This window comes from Ruegeria sp. AM1 (assembly GCF_056540745.1).
Genome location: NZ_JBQFXH010000002.1, coordinates 264,002 through 284,836 on the forward strand (window position 1 = coordinate 264,002; position 20,835 = coordinate 284,836).

Genomic DNA, 20,835 nt, shown 5'->3' on the forward strand with positions numbered 1-20,835 from the left:
TGGCGGTCAAGCGCATTTGTTCAAGGTTTGTTTGACCTAAAGCCATCTCGGGCACGCATCAGTCAGACGAAAAAGGTCAGGACTCATCCTGACCCTCTTCCTCGGTCTCATAGATCATCACACCTTTGCCCGACGCATAGTTGGAGGGTATCTTGGGCAACTCCTGAACCATTGATGCCAGATCGAGCCCGGACAACACCGCCGCAAGCTCCTCATTCGGGGCATCGGACATGATCGTAATCTCGACCTGTCCGTCCATGTAGATCGAAAGGTGCTGATACGCGACCGGGGTATACTTCCGTGTTTCAGATGACCGCGAATATTGCGGGTGTTTGTGGATCAACACGCCTTCGATTTCGGCAAAGGGTTCCACGACTTCTTTGATCCGAAACTTTTCGCCGTCCATGACGGCATGCAGCCCGTCCCGGTAAATCTTGATCCCAATTGCAATGGTTTTGTCATCCTTGCGGTAAATCCTGACTTCGCCGGACTTTGGCTCTTTTGTGATCCGTTGCAGATCGGATAGCAGGCTTTGTTCGGTCGTCGTGCGGAAGATCGCTTTTTCGACCGGCTGGCCCAGCATCGGCTCAAGGGCGTCGTAGCTGAAGGCGGTCACTGTCCAGCCCGGCTGCGCCGCCGGAAAGACTTCGGACGGTTTAAACGGCAAGGATAGGAAAATACCGTCCCGCAGATTGACGATGAAATGCGCAAGCACGCCCTGACGACGACAGCGGAATACACATCCATCCTCATGCCGCCGTTCATATTGTTCTGCACCCGCATCCAGCCGAGCGTTTATTGCCGCGCGGCTGTCCGCCCGGCGTTCATCTGTCATGTAGGTGTTGAACGCCATGAATGCGGCGCCAATCATCAGGAAGGCACCAATAGCGAATACAGCCCTTGCCAGTACTCTCAAAATTTGCCTCATCCTTTGGTTGCGCCTGCCTGAGACGATATCACCGGGAATGAGGCGATTTTATGATTTTTCGCAACGGTATAGCGATGATTGCAAACATTTGGCGTTCGGCAGCTAGGATGAGAAGGGTGCCGGATTTACCCAAACCCCCTCAGGCGAAATCCGTGTGCCATAAACCAGCCGCTCGACACCCTTTGCCTGTTTAAACGCCGCCGCATAGGCCGGATCGATATCCGCCGCCAGCGCAAAGCGGTCGCAATCGGTGCGTTGCACCAGATACAGCATGATCGCCCGATGCCCCTGCGCCGCCATGGCTGCCAATTCGCCCAGATGTTTGGTGCCACGCGCGGTGACGCTGTCGGGAAATTCGGCCAGGCCCTTTTGCCGCGACAGGGTCACGCTTTTGACCTCGACATAAGCATCGGGCAGGCCGGGCTGCGTCAGCAGGAAATCGATGCGGCTGTTTTCGCCGTATTTCACTTCGGCGCGGACGGTTTCATAGGCGGTTAGCTCTGGCACTGCGCGCGCCTCAAGCGCCGTGCGAAGCGCCTTGTTTGGCACCGAGGTATCTACGCCCGTGAAATGCCCGTTTTCATGATCCACCAGCCGCCAGCCGAATTTCAGCTTTTTCTTCGGATCATCGTTGGGCTCCAGCCAGATTTTTTCGCCCGGCTCTGCCAGCCCCATCATCGAGCCCGGATTGGCGCAATGGGCCGTCACTTCGCGCCCGTCATCCAGCGTGCAGTCGGCCAGAAAGCGTTTGTAGCGGCGGATCAGGCGGGCGGGGACAAGGGGGGTTTCAAATCGCATGGCCAAGGGCCTATACCTGCGCAAAGGGTCGATCAAGAGGAACAGCGCCATGGCCAATCCAACCGCAGCTATGCTGGTGATCGGGGATGAGATTCTGTCCGGCCGCACTCGCGACGCCAATATGCATTTTCTGGCGCAAGAACTGACCAAACAGGGGATCGACTTGAAAGAGGTCCGTATTGTCAGCGACGAGGCCGAAGACATCGAAACCGCCGTCAGGGCCTTGTCGGACCGTTTTGCGCATGTCTTTACCAGCGGTGGTATTGGCCCGACCCATGATGACATCACCGCCGACTGTATTGCCCGCGCCTTTGGTGCGCATATTGACGTGCGCGCCGATGCCCGCGCGCTGCTTGAGGCGCATTATGAGAAGTCTGGACTGGAACTGAATGAGGCCCGTCTGCGCATGGCGCGCATTCCTGATGGCGCTACGCTGATTGACAATCCGGTGTCCACAGCGCCCGGCTTTACGCTCGGGAACGTGCATGTCATGGCGGGTGTGCCCTCGGTCTTTCAGGCGATGGTGGCCAGCGTTCTGCCGACGCTGACCGGCGGGCAGCCGTTGCTGTCTCAGACCCTGCGCGTGGATCGGGGCGAAGGTGATATCGCCGCAACTCTGGCCGCGCTGGCCGACGCGTTCAGCGACCTGACGATCGGGTGCTATCCGTTTCAGATCAACGGCGTCTTTGGCGCAAATGTGGTGGTGCGCGGCACCGAGGGCGGGCGTATCGACGCTGCCATAACCCGCCTTGCGCGGGAGCTTGAGCTTTGAACGTGGATTGGGCCGATATTGTCGACGGCACCTGGCCTGCGGCGCGGTATGAAACCCTTGGGCCGTTTCGGTTGCGTCAGGGGCAGGGCGGTGGCTCGCGCGTGTCGGCTGCCAATCGCATTGGCGACGTGAACACCGGCGATCTGGACGCGGCTGAACAGGCGATGCTGGCCATGGGGCAAAAGCGTGTCTTCTGTCTGCGCCCCGGAGATGAGGCGCTGGATGCCGCGCTGGCCGAGCGCGGCTATAACCTGTTTGACCCGGTCAATATCTATGCCTGCCCCGCCGCGCAGCTGACCGATATCCCGATCCCCCGTGTCACCGCGTTTGAAATCTGGGAGCCTCTGGCCATCATGCGTGAGATCTGGGCACAGGGTGGTATCGGGCCGCAGCGACTGGCGGTGATGGACCGTGCGCCCGGTCCCAAGACCGGTTTCTTGATGCGTCACAGCGATCAGCCCGCAGGCACCGCTTTTGTCGCCATCCATGACGGTATCGCCATGATGCACGCGCTTGAAATCCTGCCCGATCACCGCCGACAGGGTCTGGGCCAATGGGCCATGCGCGCCGCGGCCTTTTGGGCGCTGGACAATGGCGCGCAGACCCTTAGCGTGATCTGTACCAAGGCGAATGCGGGGGCGAACGGCCTCTACCACGCTCTCGGGATGCAGATCGTGGGAGAGTATCACTATCGCCAGCTTGTCTGATGAGGAAAGGGACAGCTTTGACCGATCAGAACTCACCCACTGCGCTGGATTTGCCAATGGTCGATCCGCTGCCGCCCGAGACGCAAAAATACTTTGATATTTGCGTCGAGAAACTGGGCATGGTGCCAAATGTTCTCAGGGCCAATGCCTTTGATATCGACAAGCTGAATGCCTTCACCGGGATGTATAACGATCTGATGCTGGCCGAGAGCGGGCTGTCCAAGCTGGAGCGTGAGATGATCGCCGTCGTCGTGTCCTCGATCAACAAGTGCTTTTACTGTCTGGTAGCCCATGGCGCGGCTGTTCGGCAGCTCTCGGGCAATCCGCAACTGGGTGAGATGCTGGTGATGAATTACCGCGTTGCCCCGCTTGAGGATCGCCAGCGCGCAATGCTGGACTTCGCTGCCAAGATGACCACCGCCAGCGCCGAGATTGAAGAGCCTGACCGCCAGCGCCTGCGCGATGTGGGCTTCTCGGATCGCGATATCTGGGACATTGCCAATGTGGCCGGGTTTTTTAACATGTCCAACCGGGTGGCCAGTGCCACCGCGATGGTTCCCAACGACGAATACCACGCTCAGTTCAGATGATCCGATTCTTTCTCTTTTGGGCCTGCCTGTTGGCCGTGCCTGCGGCAGCGCAGGATTTGACGCTGCCATCCAGCGCCCGTCAGATCAGCGAACGCGTCAGTGCGCTGGACAGCTATCAGCTGCCCACAGGAGTGTTTGACGGGCAAAAAGTGCCCGCGCGCACGGTTGAGGGCCAGGTCGAACGATACACATGGCGCCTGCAGGCGGGGTCCAGCACGACGCTGCAGATTCTGGCCCCGCTGCGCGATCAGATCGCAGCGCAGGGGTATGACATTTTGTTCGAATGTGAGGCCCGCACCTGCGGCGGCTTTGATTTCCGCTTTGGGACCGAGGTTGTGCCAACACCGGATATGTATGTGGCCATCAATGACTATCGCTTTCTGGCTGCATCCCGTGGCGGTGAAGTGCTGACCCTGCTCATCAGCCGCAACCCGCCCGATGGCTATGTGCAACTGATCCGGGTGACGCCGCAGGGCGCGGCCCCTCTGCCGCCTTTGGTCATTGAAGAAACCGTCGCTGGCTTGGGCGACCTGCTGGAAACGCTCCAACAAGATGGGCATGTCATTCTGGATGACTTGCATTTCCGCACCGGAGAGGTCGCGCTGGGCGATGGCCCTTTTGTATCGCTGACCTTGCTGGCTGGATATCTTGCGGACAATCCCGGCACGCGGCTGGCGCTAGTGGGACATACGGACGACACCGGAACCCTGCAGGCCAACACCACGGTCAGCACCGGGCGCGCGCAGGCCGTGCGTCAGCGGCTGATTGATGCCCATGGTGTGGCCGCAGACCGGATCGAAGCGCAGGGCGTTGGCTATCTGGCGCCGATCACCTCGAACGCAACGCCCGAGGGCCGTGATCTGAACCGCCGGGTCGAGGCGGTTCTGCTGGCCAACTAACCTACATCACCCACCACAGATACAGCGGCAGACCGATAGTGATGTTGAACGGAAAAGACACGCCCAGCGACAGGGTCAGGTAAATACCAGCCTCAGCCTGCGGCAGCGCGATCCGCATCGCCGCAGGGACGGCGATGTAAGAGGCCGAGGCCGCCAGTACCATCAACAGGAACAGGCTGCCATCAGGCAGACCGATCAGCATGCCCACAGACCAAGCCATCAGTGCCCCGATCAGCGGCATCAGCACGCCAAAGGCAAACAGGCCCAGCGACAGCTTGTCCCGGTTCTTGATCAGGCTGCGCCCCGCCGACAGACCCATATCCAGCAGGAATAGACACAGAATCCCGGTAAACGGGGTGACGATAAAGGGCGCAATCATCTGCATGCCTTTGCCGCCGGTGATCGCTCCGATCAGGAAAGACCCGGTCAGCAGCACAATTGACCCATTGGCCAGCAGATCCCGCCACAGGCCCGGGTTGTGACTGCTGTCGCCGTTGTTCTTATGCGCCAGCCACAGGGCGGACAGGATCGCAGGCACCTCCATCGCGGCAGCCACCGCCACCATGAACCCGTCATGCGTCAGCCCCATCAGGTCCAGCAGGCTGGTTGCCGTCACAAACGTCACAATTGAAATCGACCCGTAATGTCCGGCCACAGCGGCGGCGTTCAGCGCGTCCAGCCGGGTCATCGTGCGCAGCAGGCCAAAGGCCACAAATGGGATGGCGAAAGACAGCGCCACCCCACCCAGAAGGGTCAGAAACAGGTCGAGATGAATGCCGTGTTCCGCCAGCGAGCTACCACCTTTGAACCCGATGGCCAGCAGCAGATACAATGACATGAACTTGGCCGCGCCGCCGGGGATCGACAGATCGCTTCGCGCAAATGCCGCCAGCAGACCCAGTGCAAAGAACAGAATAGTTGGAACCAACAGATTGCTGGACAAGGTCTCGATCACATTGGGCATTTTCGGCTCCTGTTTCGCAGTGCCCGACTGATGCCTTGCTTATTTGAATCAGGGAAATATTATCTTTCTAACTTTTACATAGTTACAGGCTATGAAAATGCGCCCAACCCTGCGCCAGCTTGAATACATCGTTACCGTCAGCCGTCTGGGTCGTTTTGGTCTTGCGGCTGAGGTGCTGAATGTCAGCCAACCCAGCCTGTCCGCTCAGATCGCCACGGTGGAAGAAGAACTGGGCCTGCGCATTTTCGACCGCAATCGCGGCGGCGTGCAGGTCACGGCCAAGGGCGAAGAGTTCATCACCCGCGCTCAGAAAATCCTCGCCGACGTGCAGGATCTGCGCCACGCGATGCACAGCGACACCCCTGTCAGCGGGCGTTTGCGGCTTGGAGTATTGCCCTCAATCGGGCCCTATCTGCTGCCGCAAGTCATCAAAGATGTGCACCGTGAACGGCCCGGATTGCGCTTTGTCGTGCGCGAGGAAAATACCCGGGACCTTGAACAGGGTCTGAAAACCGGCCGTTTTGATCTGATTATCTCAACCCCCGAGGATCATCCGAACACGATACAGCAACGCTTGTTCAATGAAACGCTGTGGGTGGCTGTGGCTGTTGACGATCCGCTGGCGGGCGACTTGCACGGCGTGACTGCGAATGACCTGCAAAACCGGCTGTTCCTGACGCTGGATCAAAGCCATCGCTTAGCCCGCATCGTTTATGCGCTGGCGGCTGAATGCGGCGGTGTCGTCTCAGATGAATACGAGGGCACAACGCTCGATTCGATTGTCCTGATGGCGGCCTCAGGCGTGGGCGTCGCAATCCTGCCCGACCTCTTTGCCCGCCGTCAGGGCATCCATCGCGATGAGGTGCGGTTGCGCCCGCTGACCATCCCCAACGCCAATCGCGACATCGCCCTGCTGGCCAGACGCGGCGAAGCGGCGCTGCCGGGGCAGAACATCCTGACGAATTCGTTGCGCCAGGTTGCCCGCCGGATGGGGTTGATGGTGCTTTCAGGATAAAAAAAGCCCGCGCAAAGTGGCGCGGGCATAAGTTCACCGGGAGAAATTACCAGTCCATCGGACCCTTCTCAGCGAAAGATTCGACGAGAAAATCAATGAAAGCCCGCACCTTAGGCTGTGTGAACCGTCCGGGAGGATAAACGGCGTAGACACCCTGAACCTCATCAGGCAGCGATGGCATCGCATCCACGACCTCACCGCTTTTTAGTGCGTCGGCATATAGATAGCTGGGCAGATACGCGATCCCCAGCCCCGAAATCGCAGCATTCAGCAGCGATTGGCCGTCATTGACGCTCAGCCATCCTGCGGTCCGCACCTGGCGTTTTTCGCCGGACGGGGCAGTCAGTTTCCAGACATTGCCCGAGGATTGGCTGGAATAGTGCAGCAGCTTGTGCTCGTTCAATTCGTCAATCTTTTGCGGACGTCCAAAGCGCTCGATATAGCTGGGCGCCGCAACCATGCGTTTGACCGTTTCAGTCAGCTTGCGTGCGCGCAGGGTGCTGTCTTCCAGCTCACCAATGCGCACGGCCACGTCGAAACCTTCGGAAATCAGTTCGACATAGCGGTTGTTCAGAACCATATTAACGGTGATATCGGGATAGGCCGACAGGAACCCGGACAGAACCGGCGACAGGTGATTCACACCAAAATCCGTAGCCACGCTGATCCGCAGCAGGCCCGAGGGCGCTGATTGCATGGATGTTACCAGCGCATCCGCTTCGCCCGCGTCATTCAGAACGCGGCGCGCGCGATCATAATAAGCCAGGCCGATCTCGGTGGGCGAGACGCGACGTGTGGTCCGGTTCAGCAGGCGCGCACCCAGTCGCGCCTCAAGGCTCGACACGTGCTTTGACACCGCCGATTTGGAAATGCCCATTTTTTTGGCCGCATCGGTGAAGCCACCCTGGTCCACCACATTGGCAAAGGCCTCCATTTCGGTCAGTCGATCCATTACTCGTTCCCCAGGTCTTGCATGTGTTGACCAACTCTCGCGTCAAATCTGGGCAAGAACGCGGCAGACATGGGATAATATCAGGGATTTGAATCGGATCGTTTGCACTTCGGAAACGCCGAAACAATGGTTTCCAATCGCACTGCAGACCCTTTCAGGGCCGTTTTTTCAGAATTTCCCCTGTCATGTTATCGTGAGAATGGCATTTCTGTGACGAGGGAGAAGATCATGAGAGCCATTATTGCAGCCGTATTTTGCTTGGCGGCGTCCGTTGCCTACGCCGGAGGTGAGACAGCCGCGAATCCCGACGCGAAGGTCTATTTTGTAAACATCGCTGACGGCGAGACTGTTCAGTCCCCGTTTACCGTGGTGTTCGGCCTCAGCGGTATGGGGGTTGCCCCGTCGGGGGTCGAAAAGGAAAACACCGGCCATCACCACCTGCTGATCGACCGCCCGCCCTTTGGTGAGGGCGAGGATGGCGCGGACGAGCTGTCCTATGGTCTGCCCGCCGATGACAACCACATCCATTTCGGCGGAGGTCAGACCGAGGTGACACTGGACCTGCCGCCGGGCCCGCATACGTTGCAACTGGTGCTGGGGGATGCCGGTCATGTCCCCCACGCAACACCGATCATGTCCGAGGTGATCACGATCACCGTGGAATAGCCCCGCATTCGCGGGGTTAGACCCTGTTTACATTTTCAGAGATGTCGGAAACTCTGCGGGCATAGAGCGGAGCTGTTTATGTCCTTAGAGTTTTTTCTGACATCTTTGATTGTTGTCCTGCTGCCGGGCACCGGTGTGATCTATACGTTGGCCATCGGGCTGGGCCGCGGATTTCGCGCCAGTCTGGCTGCTGCTGCGGGCTGTACGGTGGGAATCGTACCTGCTGCACTCGCCAGCATTATCGGGCTGGCGGCGGTTTTGCATACCAGCGCGCTGGCCTTTCAGATCATCAAATATCTGGGCGTGCTCTATCTGTTCTACATGGCTTGGGGGATGATCAAGGATGGCGGCGCGATGGAGCTCAACGCAGAGAAAACCACCAAGAGCTATTTCAAAATCGCTTTGACCGGTACTCTGATCAATGTTTTGAACCCCAAACTGTCCCTGTTCTTTCTGGCTTTCCTGCCGCAATTCCTGCCCGCTGATACATCCCATGCCGGGACGGCGCTGGTCACGCTTGCCCTTGCCTTCATGGCGATGACCTTTGTGGTGTTCGTTGGCTATGGCGCCTGCGCATCGCTGGCGCGCGACTATGTGATCCGTCGCCCGTCGGTGATGGCGTGGATCAAGCGCAGCTTTGCCACCATCTTTGGCGCGCTGGGGGTCAAGCTGGCCCTGTCGGACTAGCCCGTATCACAGTGCGGCGGCCAGCCGCGTGCCCTGATTGATCGCACGTTTTGCATCCAGCTCGGCCGCAACATCTGCGCCGCCGATCACATGGCAGGATATCCCGCGCGCGGTCAGATCGTCGGCCAGACTGCGCTCGGGCAGTTGCCCGGCGCATAACACCACCGTATCTGCGGCAATCACGGTCGGGTCAGCGCGGTCTTCGCCAAAGCTGACATGCAAACCGTCATCGTCGATACGCTCGTAATTCACACCGCCGACAAAGTTGACGTTCTTCATCTTCAACGTCGCGCGGTGAATCCAGCCCGTGGTTTTGCCCAAGTCCTTGCCGTGCCGCTGCGCCTTGCGTTGCAGCAGCGTGACCTGACGCGCCGGTGCGGAAGGCTGCGGGCCCTCTGGCGCGAGGCCCGAGCGGTGTTCAGCAGGGTCGGTGACGCCCCATTCCTTCATCCACAGAGGCAGGTCGGTGGTGGTGCTATGGCCGTCTTCCAGCAGGAATTCCGACACATCAAAGCCGATCCCTCCGGCCCCGATCACGGCAACGAATTTGCCGATCTCGGCCTTATCACGCAGCACGTCGATATAGTTCAGGACATTCTCACGATCCTGCCCCGGTATCTGCGGGTCGCGCGGGGTGACGCCTGTGGCAATCACCACCTCGTCAAAGCCCACCAGATCATCAGCGGCAATCTCTCGACCCAGTTCCACCTTCACACCCAGATCATCCATCATGGTGCGGTACCAATCGACCAGTCCCCAGAACTCCTCTTTGCCCGGCACCTGTTTGGCCATGTTCAGCTGACCGCCAATCTCACTTGCGCGGTCAAACAGGGTGACGTCGTGGCCGCGCTGGGCGGCGGTCATCGCGGTGGACAGGCCGGCAGGCCCCGCGCCGACAATGGCAACGGTCTTGGGCGTCGTGGCTGTTTCGATCACCAGTTCCGTCTCGTGACAGGCGCGCGGGTTCACCAGACACGAGGTCAACTGGCCACTGAACGTGTGGTCCAGACAGGCTTGATTGCATGCGATACAGGGCGCGATCTTTGCGCTGTGCCCGGCTACTGCTTTGTTCACAAAATCCGCATCCGCCAACATTGGGCGCGCCATAGACACCATATCCGCGCAACCTGTGGCCAGAACGTCTTCGGCCACCTCAGGCGTGTTGATTCGGTTCGAGGTGATGATCGGAATGGACACTTTGCCCATCAGTTTCTTTGTTACCCAGGCAAAGGCCGCGCGGGGAACGCTGGTGGCAATGGTGGGAATCCGTGCCTCATGCCAGCCGATGCCGGTGTTGATGATCGTCGCCCCTGCCGCTTCGATCCGCTGCGCCAGCTCCACAACCTCTTCGTGGGTCGATCCATTGGGCACCAGGTCAATCATCGACAGGCGATAGATGAGAATGAACTCCGGCCCCACGGCCTCACGCGTGCGCCGCACCACCTCGATCGGCAGGCGCATCCGGTTCTCATAAGACCCGCCCCAACGATCCTCGCGCTTGTTGGTGTGGGTCACGAGGAATTGGTTCAGGAAATATCCTTCGGAGCCCATAATCTCGACCCCGTCATAGCCCGCCTTCTGGGCTAAACGGGCTGCATTCACGATGTCGCCGATCTGCTTCTCGATCCCGTCCTCGTCCAGCTCATGCGGTGGGAAAGGAGAGATAGGGGATTTCACCGGGCTCGGCGCTACACATTTTGGCCCATAGGCATAGCGTCCGGCATGCAGGATCTGCATTGCGATCTTGCCGCCTGCCTGATGCACCCGATCCGTCACTATGGAATGGTTCGCCACATCCTTGTCAGTGGTCATCATCGCCGCCCCCGGCAGGACCGAACCCTCAAGGTTCGGACCAATCCCACCCGTCACCATCAGTGCCACGCCACCCCGGGCCCGATCCGCGTAAAACTCGGCCACCCGGTTCCAGTCGCCGGTCTCTTCCAGCCCCGTATGCATCGATCCCATCAGCACGCGGTTTTTTAGCTTGGTAAAGCCCAGATTCAGCGGGGCCAGCATGTTTGGGTACGCAGTCATGGCGGAACTCTCCCTCCCGGTATTGCGCTTAAAATTGACGTGCACGTAAACTTTGTCACGCGAAACCTAACGTCACCCTCTTTGCTGCTGCAACGCGGCTTGCTAGAGGTGGGCCGAACAACCCATGAGGCCGCCCATGACCCCGGAAGACATCGCCAAACTGCCCTATCGCCCCTGCGTTGGGCTGATGTTGATGAACGCTGAAGGCAAGATTTTCGTGGGTATGCGTAACGATGGTCCCATGGACGCCTGGCAAATGCCGCAGGGCGGTGTGGACAAGGGCGAAGATCCGCGCGATGCTGCCCTGCGCGAGCTGTGGGAAGAAACCGGCGTGACTTCGGACTTGGTTGAGATCGTGGCCGAGACCGAAGGGTGGCTGCCTTATGATCTGCCGCATGACATCGTGCCGAAAATCTGGAAAGGCCGCTATCGTGGGCAGGAACAGAAATGGTTCCTGATGCGCTTTATGGGACGTGACAATCAGATCGATATCCAGACGGAACACCCTGAATTCAACCAATGGAAGTGGCAACAGCCAGACAGGCTGATCGAAGAGATCGTTCCGTTCAAAAAGGATGTCTACAGCCAGGTGCTGATCGCATTCGAGCCCTATCTGGAATAATCAACGCGCCCCAACACGTATCGCCCTTCAAGGGTTAACTGCTGCGATCACAGCCTTGGCCAACGGCAACGGCGAATATCCTGTGTCCGAGGGTGTCAGTCCCAGCCGCACGATGACAAGGTCGCGGGACGGAAAAATACCGACCGATTGCCCGTCATGCCCGGCCAGCCAGACTGCATCCTCGAACGGGGCTTGTGTGCCCGGCACGTCGCGCCACAGATGACCTTTGGCATAAGACCCATCAGAAACGGCGACCGGCTCGAACATCCAGTCGGTGAACCCTTCGGGTAGAATCTGCTGGTCCTCCCAAAGTCCACCCTGCAGAAGAAATTGCCCAAACCGGGCCCAGTCCCGCGCAGTTGCATACATATAGCTTGAGCCAATAAGCGTGTTGGAAACATCCGCCTCAAGGACGGTCGACGTCATGCCTAACGGTTCGAACAGCACTTTCTGCGGGTAAGACAGGCTATCTGCCCCAACCTTGTCCTGCCAAACGCGTGACAGGATTGTCGATGTACCCGAAGAGTAGAGGAATTCGGTGTCGGGCTCTGCCTCTGCCTTAAGCGAGGCAACAAATCCTGCCATGTCATCTGTCAGATACAGCATCCGGGTCACGTCCGAGACGTCGCCATATCCCTCATTCCAGCGCAGGCCGCTGGACATGGCCAGCATATCCTCAACGGTGATGTGCTGCCTGTCGTCATTCGACCAGTCCGGAAACGAGTCTACCAGTGTATCGGCCAGACTCATCTGTCCCGTGTTGATCAGTGCTCCGATCAAACCCGACGTCACAGTTTTGGTCATCGACCAGCCCAGCAGAGGGGTGTCTTTATCAAACCCTTCTGCATAGGCCTCTCCGACGATGCGCCCGTTCTGAACAACAACTGAGGCACGATAGCCGTCGCCCAATAGGGCCGGGTCAGTCAGAACCGCATTAAGTTCCGTGTTCTGTGGGCGCGCCACGGTATTGCCTTGCGGCCATATCGCGTCTGAAAGCGGGGGCAGGGCGGCCAGTTTCGCGTTGTCGGGTTCGGCCTGATGCGTATTGGCACAGCCCAGACCTTCGCGATATTGACTGGTTGCAGGGGCAAAGAACTGGAACAGCCGGGCAGTCACGGTCTTTGCCTCAGGGTCGACGGACACGGAAACATGCTTCAGCAGGGGATGCCCCGGTGCCTGCACGTCAACGGCAAGAACCTCCTGCGCATCACGCCCGGCAATAAAGACATTCGAGCAAACCATCTTGGCCGAATAGTTCGTCCCGACCCGCAACAGGTCAGGCGGCGCGATCAGCAGATATCCAACGCCAGCGACCAGCCCCAGCGCCAGTGTTCCTGCGGTAAGTCTGAGTGCGTTGCCCAACATTGAATGCCCTGTCTTTCGAGGTCCCACAAAACCTAGATAGCTATTGCGGGCTGCGCAGTGCCATCGTTACGTTGCGTGCCGCCGATTCAGATCAACCCCTCGGATCGCAGCAGTGCCACCATGTTTGCTTCGGGGCGCGGCCCGATATGACTGATAACTTCGCGGGCGCAGACATTGCCCATGCGGGCGCAGGTTTCATAGTCGCGGCCCGTGGCCATGCCAAACAGGAAGCCCGCGGCAAACTGATCGCCCGCGCCGGTTGCGTCCACTGGGACGATCTTCTCGACCGGAATGTCGATGCGGACGCCTTTGTTCAGAATCGTCACGCCATCGCCCGACCGGGTGCAGACGACCAGAGGGCAAATATCGCCGGTCTTGGCCAGCGCCTCTTCCAGATCGTCGGTTTCAAACAGCGATTTGATTTCGGCCTCATTGCCGATGACGAAATCCAGCTCGTTCTCGATCAGAAGTAGGAAATCCACCCGGTGCCGTTCCACGCAGAACGGATCGGAAATGGCGATGCCCGCCTTGCCGCCGCCCGCGTGACAGCTGCGCGCGGCCTCAAGAAACGCTGCCTTGCCCTTTTCCTTGTCGAACAGATACCCCTCAAGGAACATGATCTGGCTTTTACCAGCGACCTCGTCCGAAACGTCCTGCGACGACAGTTCCGAGGAAATCCCCAGATAGGTGTTCATCGACCGTTCGCCATCGGGCGAGACAAAGATCATCGAGCGTGAGGTCGGCAGCTCTCCACCCGGCACTGGCGGGTTCACGAAATCCACACCGTCCTCGTTCATCGCGTCCGCATAGAACCGTCCCAGCGCATCGTCGTGCACGCGCCCGATAAAGGCTGTCTCCAGCCCCAGCGCGCCCGCGCCCGCAATTGTGTTGGCAACCGACCCGCCCGGCGTCTGTACCCGGCCCTCCATCGCGGCATACAGGACTTCGCCGCGCTCTTGCTCGATCAGCTGCATGATGCCTTTTTCAATGCCCATCAATTCCAGAAAGCTGTCATCGGCCTGGGAAATCACGTCCACAACGGCGTTGCCGATGCCGGTAAGCTGGTAAGTTTTCATAGAGTCTTGTCCTCAAATTCGCAGAGATCGCGGATAATACAGGTTGGGCATTGCGGCTTGCGCGCTTTGCAGTGATAGCGGCCATGCAGGATCATCCAGTGATGCGCATGCAGCTGAAAGTCCGCCGGGATATTGTCTTCGATGGCGCGTTCGACCGCTTCAACAGTCTTGCCGGGGCAGATACCGGTGCGGTTGCCGAGACGGAAGATATGCGTATCCACCGCCTGCGCCGGATAGTGCCACCACATATTCAGCACCACATTGGCTGTCTTGCGCCCGACACCAGGCAGCGATTGCAGCGCCGCACGGGAATTGGGTACCTCACCACCATAGTCTTCGACCAGAATACGGCTCAGCTTGATGACGTTTTTTGCCTTCTGGCGGAACAGACCGATGGTTTTGATATGTTCGATCAGACCTTCTTCGCCCAGATCCAGCATTTTTTGCGGTGTATCGGCGATCTTGAACAGCTCACGCGTGGCTTTGTTGACGCCTGCATCGGTCGCCTGCGCCGACAGCGCTACTGCCACAACCAGAGTGTAGACGTTCACGTGATCCAGCTCGCCCTTGGGTTCCGGGTCGGCTGCCTGAAAACGCGTAAAGATCTCTCGGATCGTGTGGTAATCGAGTTGCTTTGCCATCCGCGCCTTAATGCCCTGCCAGACAGTTGCTCGCAATTGAAAAGGCACATCGGAATGCTGTGAATACAGCGTTCTGACGCTCACAGCGCCGCAGCTTCACTGTCAGTCTTGAATTTCTGCGCCCCCAGCAGCCAATTCGGTTTTGATTTTGGTCCACCGCGCCGGATCAGCCGCCAGTATCGCGGCGGTATCGATTCTCACCCGATATCCGCGGTTCAACGCACCCAGCGCCGTTTTGTGGACGCAGTGACAGCCGTCGAGGCCGCTCAGGATCACCGTTCCGATCTGGTTCTGTGCCAAAAAAGCCTCAAAGTCAGAGGATGAAAAGGCGTCACCCACGGATTTCACAAACTCCGCGTTTGGGTTCAGTTCCAAACGTGGATCCAGCCCACTCCCGTCCGAGCCCTCGTTTCCGCGCCCCTGATTGAACCAGCCGTTCAGCAGCGTTGCCAATCTGCCGCGAAACACCTGCCGGATAGCAACTACCGGAAAACCGACGTCGCGGGCCGCTTTGCTGGCCGCGCCGATCCGCGCCATCGCATTATCCAGATCGTCCTGATCCCAAGCGGGGACCGAGGTGAAATCGCTCTGCATGTCAATCACGATCAAGGCTGTCCCCGGACGCGCGGCAAGATCAATTTGGGCCCCGGTCGTGGGTGTGCCGACCTTGCGAATTTCGTTAAGGATATAAAGAAGAAACAGCCCCAGCCCGGCGGAAATGACCCAGATGAAAGTCATCTCATCCCTCCTTGGCGATATCAGCAAAGAACTGGTTCAGGGCAAGTTGCACCTTGTGATAGGCGCTCAACTCCTGTGGCGAAAACCCCTTGGCAAATCTAGACAGGTTTGACATCTCTTCTGCCCGGATCATTTCGATAGCCCGCTGACCCGCTGGCGTCAGCTTATAGCAGCAAGATCGCGCCCGTTTGGGGTTCGCACTGCTGTTGACCAGCTGCGCCGCGATCACTTCGTGCAGGATGCGCGAGACATATTGTCGTTTCAGCTGCAATTCCCTGCATAGAAGCGGGGCAGTTGCGCCCGGAAACAGAGACAACCCCTCCAGAATTGCGCGCTGCCCGACGGTCACACCTTGGCGGATACTGCCACGTTCGACGGCAGCGGTGATATTGCGCAACAAAGGCCGCGTGGTCTGAACGGCCTGATAGAGCTGATCTAATCTGTGTTCCATATCATCAGTGTAAAAATAGGATTCTTGATTCGTCAACTCAGTTGACAAACAAACCGCAGGTTCCGGGTCGCAGGTTCTGCCCCATCGCGATATTGTTCATGTCAGCAAAGAGGTGAGTCATGAACGTCCAGAACCCAGAGACCGGATATCACTACAACGTCATGCGGCGTGCGATTGAACTGATCGATCAGGGCGGCGAAACCCTCAGCCTTGAGGAACTGGCCCGCCAGATGGATATGAGCCCGGCGCATTTCCAGCGCCTCTTCTCGCGCTGGACCGGTGTGTCGCCGAAACGGTATCAGCAATATCTGACGCTGGGCCATGCAAAGGCCCTGCTGCGTGAACGCTTCACGACGCTGGAAACCGCCCATAATGTCGGGCTATCGGGCAGCGGTCGCCTGCACGATCTCTTTCTGAAATGGGAGTCGATGAGCCCCGGCGAATACGCCCGCAAGGGCGAGGGCTTGACCGTCTATTGGGGCTGGTTCGAAAGCCCCTTTGGCCCGGCGCTGGTCATGGGCACCGACAAAGGCATCTGCGGCATCGCCTTTGGGGCCGAAACCACCGAAGAGGCCGCGATGGAAGATATGCTCTCGCGCTGGCCGCAGGCCTATTTTGTCGAAGACCCAATGCATCTGCGGCCTTGGGTGCTCAGTGCCTTTGGTTCGGTCAGTGAGCGGTTGCAGCCCACGCCGCTCTACCTGATCGGCTCGCCCTTGCAGATCAAAGTGTGGGAGGCGCTGATGCATATCCCCTCGGGTCAGGTCACCACCTATTCTGAGATTGCACAGCGCGTTGGCGCGCCACAGGCCGTGCGTGCAGTGGGCACCGCCGTCGGCCGCAACCCGGTCAGTTGGCTGATCCCGTGCCACCGCGCGCTGCGCAAATCCGGCGGGCTGGGGGGTTATCACTGGGGTCTGCCGGTCAAACGTGCCATGCTGGCCTATGAGGCGGCGCAGGCGGATGCCTGATCTGTGCTGAAAAAATCGTCGGCAATCCTGCGCCATGTGATACACGGTATGGGACAACGCAAGAATTTAGACTGATGTCTCAGAAGTTTGCCGCCTGGTCCATCCCGGTTTCAATTGCAGTCTTACTGCTCAAGCTGTTGGCCTGGTGGCTGACCGGTTCAGTTGCGCTGCTGTCGGATGCGCTGGAATCTATCGTCAATGTTGCCGCGGCCCTGCTGGCCTATGTCGCGGTGCTGATCTCGGGGCGGCCCCCAGACAAGAAACATCCGTTCGGACATAAAAAGGCCGAGTATCTCTCTGCCGTTGCCGAAGGCGCCCTGATCGTACTGGCGGCACTGCTGATCATCCGCGAGGCCGCATTTGCGCTGCCGTCGCCGCAGCTGAATCAGGCCCCTATGGCTGGGATTATGGTCAATGCGGCGGCAACCTGCCTCAACTGCACATGGGCGGTTATCCTGCTCAGGATCGGGCGGCGCGAGAAATCTCCGGCGTTGCAGGCCAGCGCGAAGCATATCTTTACCGATGTCATGACCTCGGTCGGGGTCGTTGTTGGGCTGGTATTTGCGCTGGCAACCGGCTGGCTGATCCTGGACCCGATCATCGCCATTCTGGTGGCGCTGAACATCCTTTGGGAGGGGTGGAAGGTCATCCAATCCTCGGTCGATGGCCTGATGGACGCGTCCCTGTCCGAGGACGATCTGCGCACGGTGCGCACCGAAATCGAGGCCAATCTTGGCCCCGCACTCGAATATCACGATCTACGCGGGCGCCGGTCTGCCAGCATCATCTTTGTTGAATTCCACCTTGTGGTGGCCGGTGAGATGTCGGTCGCTGCCGCACATGAGATTTGTGACGACATCGAAGAGGCGCTGTTGCGCAAATATCCCGGTTCGGTCTTTGTCATCCACCTGGAGCCGGACAGCGAACGCAAAACCCCTGCGCCAGATTGACAGCGCGTCCCGCTGATGTCAGGAAGCAGCCAGGTTCGGGCCCCCTGCCGTTCGCGGCCATTTGGCTATGGTGAAACCCGGTTAAGATCACATCTGTTGCCCTTTCCAGGCGCGCGGATGGCAATGCGAACCCCGTCCAGATTTCGCGCCCGTTTTAGGAAACGAGGCACAATATGAACTTGTCACAAGACATCGCTCCGATTTCGGAGCTGAAAGAGCAGGCAAAACGCTTGCGACAAAAGCTGCGCGACACCGGCGTACAGCTCTCGCACAGCGATGCGCTGGAATTGCTGGCCCATCAATATGGGGTGCGCGACTGGAACACCTTGCATGCGATGGCGGGCAACCGCACCCGTCTGCGCGTGGGGGATCGCGTCCGTGGTCGCTATCTCGGTCAGGCCTTCAGCGGGGAAATCCGCGGCCTCACGATGCTGGGCGACGGTGCGCACCGTCGCATCACGCTGCAGTTTGACACGCCCGTCGATGTGGTCCGCTTCGACAGCTTCTCGGCCTTCCGCCAGCGCGTTACGGGAGAGATCGGCTGGGACGGTCGGTCCACCCGCCACACTTCGGACGGAGAACCGCAGCTTGTGGTCCGACCGGTTTGAACCCCATGGGCAGGGTGCGGTTCGCGCCCTGCCAAACTGACCCGTTTCTTGCGTAAACACTTGTACTGCTCCGCTTCGCACAGTTTCCGGGTCGCTGTCACGCTGTGCGATTTCCTATCGCTTCTTCTGTCAATAACACAGGAGAATTGGCATGAACCTTTCAGATCAAACATTTATCGTCACCGGCGCAAACAGCGGTATTGGCGAAGCGGCAGCGGTGCTGCTGGCCAGCCAGGGCGCGCGCCTTGTTCTTGGGGCCCGCCGGGCCGAGCCGCTGGACCGCGTTGCAGATCAGATCAACCGCGCAGGTGGTCAGGCCATTGCGATTGCCGGGGATGTTGGGAACGCGGACTACGCGGAACAGCTTGTCGCGACGGCTATGCAACATTTCGGATCGCTTGACGGGGCCTTTAACAACGCCGGCACCGTTGGAGAAATGGCCGAGGTTGAGGCAATGCCCCTGTCCACATGGGAGGACGTCTTGCGCGTCAACCTGACCGGGGCCTTTCTGGCGGCACGGGCACAAATACCGGCGCTGAAGAAATCCGGCGGCGGGGCGCTGGTCTTCACCTCGTCCTTTGTCGGATATTCCAACGCCGGACTGCCTGGTATGGGGGCATATGCCGCCTCCAAGGCGGGTATGATCGGTCTGGTTAAATCGCTGGCCTCGGACCATGGCAAAGACGGCATCCGGGTCAACGCGTTGTTGCCCGGCGGTACTTTGACGCCGATGGCAGGCGACGATCCTCAGGCTCACAGCTATATCTCGGGCAAACACGCGCTGGGCCGGTTAGCCGAGCCATCGGAAATAGCTCAGGCCGCCGCCTTCCTCTTGTCGCCCGGTGCCAGCTTTGTCACCGGCAGCGCGATGCTGGTCGATGGAGGTGTTTCCGTTCGCTTCGACTGATCACCTTGGCCGCCTGTTACAGGCGGCCAATTCAATCCGAGATTATTCAGCAGCCCAACCGCCCACGGCTTTGACCTCCAGAAAATCCTCCAGTCCGAACACGCCACCTTCGCGGCCATTGCCGGACTGCTTCATCCCCCCAAACGGGGACCCGGCACTGCGTGATTGACCGTTCATCTCGACCATGCCGGATCGCAGCGCCCGTGCCATGCGGTTGGCGCGGGCATCGTCCTGCGTCTGCACATAATTGGTCAGCCCGTAAGGCGTGTCATTGGCGATCTCGATGGCTTCTTCTTCGGTGTCAAACGGGATCATCGTCAGCACCGGGCCAAAGATTTCCTCGCGTGCGATGGTCATCTGGTTGTTGGCATCGGCAAAGACCGTCGGGCGCACATAATAACCTTTATTCAGCCCCTCGGGACGGCCCGTGCCACCCGCCACCAACCGCGCACCTTCGTCGATCCCTTTCTGGATCAAGTCCTGAATTTTGGTCCATTGAACCTCATTCACCACCGGGCCGATATGGCGACCTTCATCAGCGGCGCTGCCAACAGTCACCTTGCCCGCCACCTCGGCTGCCGTCTCCACCGCCTGATCATAGATCGGGCGCTGCACCAGCATCCGGCTGGGGGCGTTACAGCTTTGACCGGTGTTGTTCATCATATGCAGCACGCCGCGCTTGACGGCTTTTTCATCTGCATCGGCAAAGACCACATTCGCGCCCTTGCCACCCAGTTCCAGATGCACCTTCTTCAGTGTGTCAGCCGCATTCTTGGAAATCGCGGTTCCGGCGCGGGTCGATCCGGTAAAGCTGACCATATCAACATCCGGATGCGTCGACAGCTGCGAGCCTACACCCACACCATCCCCGTTCACCAGATTGAACACACCGGGCGGGAAACCGGCCTCGTCCATCATCTCGGCAAAGATCATCGCGTTTAGCGGGCTCTGTTCCGACGGTTTCAGAACCATCGTGCACCCCGCAATCGCCGCTGCGCCGACCTTGAGCGTCACCTGATTCATCGGCCAGTTCCAAGGCGTGATCAGGGCCGCCACACCAACCGCTTCGTAGATGATACGGTCATTTGGGGCGTGATCGCCCAACGGACGTTCAAACGGGAACGCCTTGGCGGCACGGATGAAGTTCTTGAGGTGATAGGTGCCCGCGCCCGATTGCTGCGTGCGTGACATATCGATCGGCGCCCCCATCTCCACCGACATGGCCTGTGCCAAATCCTCGGAACGGGTCTTGTACACATCGACCAGCTTTTCAACCAGCGCAATGCGGTCCTCGACGGGGGTTGCCATCCAGCCGGGCAGGGCGGCTTTGGCTGCAGCCACCGCGGCGTCTGTATCCGCCTGCGCCCCCAGCGAGATCACCGCGCAGGGCTCTTCGGTCGATGGATTGATGACCTCAAAATCATGCGTGGCAGCGGGCGCAACCCAGTTGCCGTTGATATAGAAATTGCGTTTTTCGATCATGGCTGTCCTCCG

Annotated in this window: 23 protein-coding genes; 12 read left to right on the forward strand and 11 right to left on the reverse strand. The window is 59.2% G+C overall.

Annotated features, from left to right (window positions below; translation table 11 throughout):
• Nucleotides 1-76: 76 nt before the first annotated feature.
• Both ACR0I7_RS09125 and sfsA read right to left on the reverse strand, forming a co-directional pair.
• Nucleotides 77-871 carry a hypothetical protein gene (locus ACR0I7_RS09125; RefSeq protein WP_480510214.1) on the reverse strand — a complete coding sequence of 265 codons (795 nt, stop codon included), beginning with the start codon at nt 869-871 and terminating at the stop codon, nt 77-79.
• 159 nt (nt 872-1,030) lie between these two features.
• A complete protein-coding gene (gene sfsA / locus ACR0I7_RS09130) occupies nt 1,031-1,726 on the reverse strand; it encodes a DNA/RNA nuclease SfsA (protein WP_480510216.1) in 696 nt (231 codons plus the stop codon).
• A 49-nt stretch (nt 1,727-1,775) separates the two neighbouring features.
• Between sfsA and ACR0I7_RS09135 the strand changes: the two genes are divergently transcribed.
• The 4 genes from ACR0I7_RS09135 to ACR0I7_RS09150 are packed head-to-tail and all read left to right on the forward strand — an operon-like array spanning nt 1,776 to nt 4,694.
• Entirely contained in the window at nt 1,776-2,498 is a 723-nt protein-coding gene (locus ACR0I7_RS09135; protein WP_480510707.1) for a competence/damage-inducible protein A, read from the forward strand.
• Entirely contained in the window at nt 2,495-3,205 is a 711-nt protein-coding gene (locus ACR0I7_RS09140) for a GNAT family N-acetyltransferase (RefSeq protein WP_480510218.1), read from the forward strand. Before ACR0I7_RS09135 ends, ACR0I7_RS09140 begins: the two co-directional genes overlap by 4 nt.
• Entirely contained in the window at nt 3,205-3,795 is a 591-nt protein-coding gene (locus ACR0I7_RS09145) for a peroxidase-related enzyme (RefSeq protein WP_480510220.1), read from the forward strand. The genes ACR0I7_RS09140 and ACR0I7_RS09145 overlap by 1 nt, the downstream gene beginning before the upstream one ends.
• Nucleotides 3,792-4,694, forward strand: a complete 903-nt coding sequence (locus tag ACR0I7_RS09150) for an OmpA family protein (RefSeq protein WP_480510222.1) — start codon at nt 3,792-3,794, stop codon at nt 4,692-4,694. Before ACR0I7_RS09145 ends, ACR0I7_RS09150 begins: the two co-directional genes overlap by 4 nt.
• Before the next feature lies 1 nt (nt 4,695).
• Here the strand turns inward: ACR0I7_RS09150 and ACR0I7_RS09155 are convergent, their stop codons facing one another.
• A complete protein-coding gene (locus tag ACR0I7_RS09155) occupies nt 4,696-5,658 on the reverse strand; it encodes a sodium-dependent bicarbonate transport family permease (protein WP_480510223.1) in 963 nt (320 codons plus the stop codon).
• A 91-nt stretch (nt 5,659-5,749) separates the two neighbouring features.
• On the opposite strand from ACR0I7_RS09155, the gene ACR0I7_RS09160 reads away from it, so the two are divergent.
• The gene (locus ACR0I7_RS09160) at nt 5,750-6,673 is read left to right on the forward strand and encodes a hydrogen peroxide-inducible genes activator (RefSeq protein WP_480510225.1); all 924 of its coding nucleotides are present in this window, start codon (nt 5,750-5,752) and stop codon (nt 6,671-6,673) included.
• Nucleotides 6,674-6,719: 46 nt separating this feature from the next.
• On the opposite strand, the gene ACR0I7_RS09165 is transcribed toward ACR0I7_RS09160, so the two are convergent.
• Nucleotides 6,720-7,625, reverse strand: a complete 906-nt coding sequence (locus ACR0I7_RS09165; protein WP_480510227.1) for a LysR family transcriptional regulator — start codon at nt 7,623-7,625, stop codon at nt 6,720-6,722.
• Between the two features lie 228 nt (nt 7,626-7,853).
• Here ACR0I7_RS09165 and ACR0I7_RS09170 point away from each other — a divergent pair, with 228 nt between their 5' ends.
• A complete protein-coding gene (locus tag ACR0I7_RS09170; RefSeq protein WP_480510229.1) occupies nt 7,854-8,291 on the forward strand; it encodes a DUF4399 domain-containing protein in 438 nt (145 codons plus the stop codon).
• A 78-nt stretch (nt 8,292-8,369) separates the two neighbouring features.
• Nucleotides 8,370-8,978 carry a LysE family translocator gene (locus tag ACR0I7_RS09175; RefSeq protein ID WP_480510231.1) on the forward strand — a complete coding sequence of 203 codons (609 nt, stop codon included), beginning with the start codon at nt 8,370-8,372 and terminating at the stop codon, nt 8,976-8,978.
• A 6-nt stretch (nt 8,979-8,984) separates the two neighbouring features.
• Here the strand turns inward: ACR0I7_RS09175 and ACR0I7_RS09180 are convergent, their stop codons facing one another.
• Nucleotides 8,985-11,012: a 2,4-dienoyl-CoA reductase FMN-binding domain-containing protein gene (locus tag ACR0I7_RS09180; RefSeq protein WP_480510233.1), complete on the reverse strand. Its 2,028-nt coding sequence runs from the start codon at nt 11,010-11,012 to the stop codon at nt 8,985-8,987.
• Nucleotides 11,013-11,148: 136 nt separating this feature from the next.
• On the opposite strand from ACR0I7_RS09180, the gene ACR0I7_RS09185 reads away from it, so the two are divergent.
• On the forward strand, nt 11,149-11,634 hold the full coding sequence (locus ACR0I7_RS09185) for an RNA pyrophosphohydrolase (RefSeq protein WP_480510235.1): 486 nt from the start codon (nt 11,149-11,151) through the stop codon (nt 11,632-11,634).
• A gap of 27 nt (nt 11,635-11,661) precedes the next feature.
• Here ACR0I7_RS09185 and ACR0I7_RS09190 read toward each other — a convergent pair whose 3' ends face one another.
• The 5 genes from ACR0I7_RS09190 to ACR0I7_RS09210 all read right to left on the reverse strand — a co-directional run bounded on the left by ACR0I7_RS09190 (nt 11,662) and on the right by ACR0I7_RS09210 (nt 15,905).
• Complete coding sequence (locus ACR0I7_RS09190) at nt 11,662-12,999, reverse strand: serine hydrolase domain-containing protein (RefSeq protein WP_480510237.1); 1,338 nt, start codon at nt 12,997-12,999, stop codon at nt 11,662-11,664.
• A gap of 86 nt (nt 13,000-13,085) precedes the next feature.
• Nucleotides 13,086-14,075, reverse strand: a complete 990-nt coding sequence (locus ACR0I7_RS09195) for an adenosine kinase (RefSeq protein ID WP_480510239.1) — start codon at nt 14,073-14,075, stop codon at nt 13,086-13,088.
• Nucleotides 14,072-14,716 (reverse strand): endonuclease III, encoded by a 645-nt coding sequence (nth, locus tag ACR0I7_RS09200; RefSeq protein ID WP_480510241.1) that lies wholly within the window; start codon nt 14,714-14,716, stop codon nt 14,072-14,074. Before nth ends, ACR0I7_RS09195 begins: the two co-directional genes overlap by 4 nt.
• A 102-nt stretch (nt 14,717-14,818) precedes the next feature.
• On the reverse strand, nt 14,819-15,454 hold the full coding sequence (locus ACR0I7_RS09205) for a cysteine hydrolase family protein (protein ID WP_480510242.1): 636 nt from the start codon (nt 15,452-15,454) through the stop codon (nt 14,819-14,821).
• Between the two features lies 1 nt (nt 15,455).
• Nucleotides 15,456-15,905, reverse strand: coding sequence for a MarR family winged helix-turn-helix transcriptional regulator (locus ACR0I7_RS09210; RefSeq protein WP_480510244.1), 450 nt, complete (start codon nt 15,903-15,905; stop codon nt 15,456-15,458).
• Nucleotides 15,906-16,024: 119 nt separating this feature from the next.
• On the opposite strand from ACR0I7_RS09210, the gene ACR0I7_RS09215 reads away from it, so the two are divergent.
• From ACR0I7_RS09215 to ACR0I7_RS09230, 4 genes are all read left to right on the forward strand, one after another.
• Nucleotides 16,025-16,876, forward strand: coding sequence for a methylated-DNA--[protein]-cysteine S-methyltransferase (locus tag ACR0I7_RS09215; RefSeq protein WP_480510246.1), 852 nt, complete (start codon nt 16,025-16,027; stop codon nt 16,874-16,876).
• Nucleotides 16,877-16,950: 74 nt separating this feature from the next.
• On the forward strand, nt 16,951-17,826 hold the full coding sequence (locus ACR0I7_RS09220; RefSeq protein ID WP_480510248.1) for a cation diffusion facilitator family transporter: 876 nt from the start codon (nt 16,951-16,953) through the stop codon (nt 17,824-17,826).
• Nucleotides 17,827-17,999: 173 nt separating this feature from the next.
• A complete protein-coding gene (locus ACR0I7_RS09225) occupies nt 18,000-18,434 on the forward strand; it encodes a glyoxalase superfamily protein (protein ID WP_480510250.1) in 435 nt (144 codons plus the stop codon).
• Between the two features lie 151 nt (nt 18,435-18,585).
• Nucleotides 18,586-19,341 (forward strand): SDR family oxidoreductase, encoded by a 756-nt coding sequence (locus tag ACR0I7_RS09230; RefSeq protein WP_480510252.1) that lies wholly within the window; start codon nt 18,586-18,588, stop codon nt 19,339-19,341.
• Nucleotides 19,342-19,383: 42 nt separating this feature from the next.
• On the opposite strand, the gene ACR0I7_RS09235 is transcribed toward ACR0I7_RS09230, so the two are convergent.
• Nucleotides 19,384-20,823 (reverse strand): aldehyde dehydrogenase family protein, encoded by a 1,440-nt coding sequence (locus tag ACR0I7_RS09235; protein ID WP_480510254.1) that lies wholly within the window; start codon nt 20,821-20,823, stop codon nt 19,384-19,386.
• Between the last annotated feature and the right edge of the window lie 12 nt (nt 20,824-20,835).

Coding starts and splice junctions, on each gene's coding strand:
- ACR0I7_RS09125 (WP_480510214.1), bottom strand. CDS start 871: ATGATTGGCGCCGCATTCATGGCGTTCAACACCTACATGACAGATGAA.
- sfsA (WP_480510216.1), bottom strand. CDS start 1,726: ATGCGATTTGAAACCCCCCTTGTCCCCGCCCGCCTGATCCGCCGCTAC.
- ACR0I7_RS09135 (WP_480510707.1), top strand. CDS start 1,776: ATGGCCAATCCAACCGCAGCTATGCTGGTGATCGGGGATGAGATTCTG.
- ACR0I7_RS09145 (WP_480510220.1), top strand. CDS start 3,205: ATGAGGAAAGGGACAGCTTTGACCGATCAGAACTCACCCACTGCGCTG.
- ACR0I7_RS09150 (WP_480510222.1), top strand. CDS start 3,792: ATGATCCGATTCTTTCTCTTTTGGGCCTGCCTGTTGGCCGTGCCTGCG.
- ACR0I7_RS09155 (WP_480510223.1), bottom strand. CDS start 5,658: ATGCCCAATGTGATCGAGACCTTGTCCAGCAATCTGTTGGTTCCAACT.
- ACR0I7_RS09160 (WP_480510225.1), top strand. CDS start 5,750: ATGAAAATGCGCCCAACCCTGCGCCAGCTTGAATACATCGTTACCGTC.
- ACR0I7_RS09165 (WP_480510227.1), bottom strand. CDS start 7,625: ATGGATCGACTGACCGAAATGGAGGCCTTTGCCAATGTGGTGGACCAG.
- ACR0I7_RS09170 (WP_480510229.1), top strand. CDS start 7,854: ATGAGAGCCATTATTGCAGCCGTATTTTGCTTGGCGGCGTCCGTTGCC.
- ACR0I7_RS09175 (WP_480510231.1), top strand. CDS start 8,370: ATGTCCTTAGAGTTTTTTCTGACATCTTTGATTGTTGTCCTGCTGCCG.
- ACR0I7_RS09180 (WP_480510233.1), bottom strand. CDS start 11,012: ATGACTGCGTACCCAAACATGCTGGCCCCGCTGAATCTGGGCTTTACC.
- ACR0I7_RS09185 (WP_480510235.1), top strand. CDS start 11,149: ATGACCCCGGAAGACATCGCCAAACTGCCCTATCGCCCCTGCGTTGGG.
- ACR0I7_RS09190 (WP_480510237.1), bottom strand. CDS start 12,999: ATGTTGGGCAACGCACTCAGACTTACCGCAGGAACACTGGCGCTGGGG.
- ACR0I7_RS09195 (WP_480510239.1), bottom strand. CDS start 14,075: ATGAAAACTTACCAGCTTACCGGCATCGGCAACGCCGTTGTGGACGTG.
- nth (WP_480510241.1), bottom strand. CDS start 14,716: ATGGCAAAGCAACTCGATTACCACACGATCCGAGAGATCTTTACGCGT.
- ACR0I7_RS09205 (WP_480510242.1), bottom strand. CDS start 15,454: ATGACTTTCATCTGGGTCATTTCCGCCGGGCTGGGGCTGTTTCTTCTT.
- ACR0I7_RS09210 (WP_480510244.1), bottom strand. CDS start 15,905: ATGGAACACAGATTAGATCAGCTCTATCAGGCCGTTCAGACCACGCGG.
- ACR0I7_RS09215 (WP_480510246.1), top strand. CDS start 16,025: ATGAACGTCCAGAACCCAGAGACCGGATATCACTACAACGTCATGCGG.
- ACR0I7_RS09220 (WP_480510248.1), top strand. CDS start 16,951: ATGTCTCAGAAGTTTGCCGCCTGGTCCATCCCGGTTTCAATTGCAGTC.
- ACR0I7_RS09225 (WP_480510250.1), top strand. CDS start 18,000: ATGAACTTGTCACAAGACATCGCTCCGATTTCGGAGCTGAAAGAGCAG.
- ACR0I7_RS09230 (WP_480510252.1), top strand. CDS start 18,586: ATGAACCTTTCAGATCAAACATTTATCGTCACCGGCGCAAACAGCGGT.
- ACR0I7_RS09235 (WP_480510254.1), bottom strand. CDS start 20,823: ATGATCGAAAAACGCAATTTCTATATCAACGGCAACTGGGTTGCGCCC.